Here is a 1,637-nt window from a genome sequence, read left to right on the forward strand (position 1 = left end):
TTTGCTCTTCTCACTCTTATATATAGAGCTAAAAGTTCCGCAAGGAACAGGTAGTATTTTTGAGCAAACAACGCTCAAAAATCTCCACCTTCATAATAAAAAAGTCGGTTCGTTCATCCTCACCTAAAGACTACCGTCTTTTCTTTTTTATTATGTCCTTGCAAAACTTTTTTCGGCTTGTATGCTTTTCTCGCCAAGCCGACAGACAAAAAGCAAAACAATGGTTCTCGACTTGAACAAACAAGTATACAAGCCGAATCGCTTAGATCAATCGTCCAAAAATAGTTTTTATTCTAAAATAGATACGTAATTCGTGGGGTTTCGCCCCCACACGACGAGCCAGCACTCTAGCCAAAAAGCAAAAAGTAGACCAAAAAACAAGGACAAAATCAGGCTAAACAAAAATAAGCCGTCCATATGGACGGCTTATTTACATAATTCACGTTATCGGCATAAAAAAAGGATCTTAAATTGAAGATTCTTTTTACTATTTCTAATAGGGGTACAGTCCCGAAAATGCGGATTTACAACGTTAAGCAATTCTGAGAAGAAAAAAAGGCTAACTTAACAACGATAAGGGTTTTGAGACAAGTCATATGATACATTCAAAACTCTTATTTTACGTATTATTGATTCCATATCAATAGAGTAGACCCTATTGATACAAGGTTTTTTGTCTTAACGTTGTAAATCCGCATAATCCTGATGCTACCCTTAATAACAGGACTGTCGTATTCGACAGTCCTTATTCAGCGATTGCTAATCGAAAGATTATTCATATTATTTTTCATATATGATAATTTAATGTTATGAGTAAGTTCATTTAATATAGCTTTTTTTTTAATTTCTGAAGAATGACAAGTTAGTATAAGCAGGTCCACTAATTCTGGCTGTATATTAGATATTTCCTCTAAATAGTCCCTTTCGAATTCTTTCATCACTTGATATAAATCGCCCATTTTTAATGAAAATCCACATCAATTTTCTTTTTATTATTTGGTGTTGTTTTTGGCATTTTTACTTCTAACACACCGTTTTTGTATGTCGCAGATACACCTTCAATAGTTACAGGACTAGGAAGTGTTATAACTCGTTGGAAACTGCCTGTGTAACGTTCTTTTCTATACATATTCTTTTCTTTTGTTTCATTTGTTTTATTCATAGAACCACTAATGGTTAATACATTATTTTCAATATCAATGTTCACGTCTTCGCTCTTTTCAAGTCCAGGTATATCACATGTTGCCACAACTTCATTTTCAGTTTCATAAACATCTACCTTAATGTTTCCAAAGTGATTTTTATCCCCTCCAAAATCAAACGGTAATTCAGAAAAGATACGGTCAAAATCTCTTCGCATATTTACCAATTGTCTAAATGGGTCATATGGTGTTGATGCCATAATTGCATTCCTCCTTCATTTATCATTCATATGTTTCCCTGATTTTTTCATATTTAAACAGGTTCATTAGGAATCGACAACAACGTATTTTTGTTGAGCACTGTTCATATAATTCAATAAAAGGAGTGATAAAGGTGTAACGAGTGAAATATACCGAAAGTGATGTTGCACTGATGGCAAGGATGATGAGAGCAGAAGCTGAAGGAGAAGGACAGCTGGGGATGCTTATGGTTGG

1 protein-coding gene and 1 pseudogene are annotated in these 1,637 nt (G+C 34.2%); one reads left to right on the top strand and one right to left on the bottom strand.

Annotation, left to right across the window (positions count from 1 at the left end; all coding sequences use genetic code 11):
* Positions 1-961: 961 nt before the first annotated feature.
* A complete protein-coding gene (locus BLT20_RS29995; protein ID WP_000168945.1) occupies positions 962-1,402 on the bottom strand; it encodes an Hsp20/alpha crystallin family protein in 441 nt (146 codons plus the stop codon).
* Positions 1,403-1,545: 143 nt separating this feature from the next.
* Between BLT20_RS29995 and BLT20_RS30000 the strand changes: the two are divergent.
* Positions 1,546-1,637, top strand: a pseudogene (locus BLT20_RS30000) (cell wall hydrolase); the annotation flags it as partial.

The organism is Bacillus sp. cl96 (assembly GCF_900100505.1).
Lineage (GTDB): Bacteria > Bacillota > Bacilli > Bacillales > Bacillaceae_G > Bacillus_A > Bacillus_A cereus.

What these genes read in the sequence shown, in the direction of transcription:
- BLT20_RS29995 (WP_000168945.1), bottom strand. Translation starts at nt 1,402, where the DNA reads ATGGCATCAACACCATATGACCCATTTAGACAATTGGTAAATATGCGA.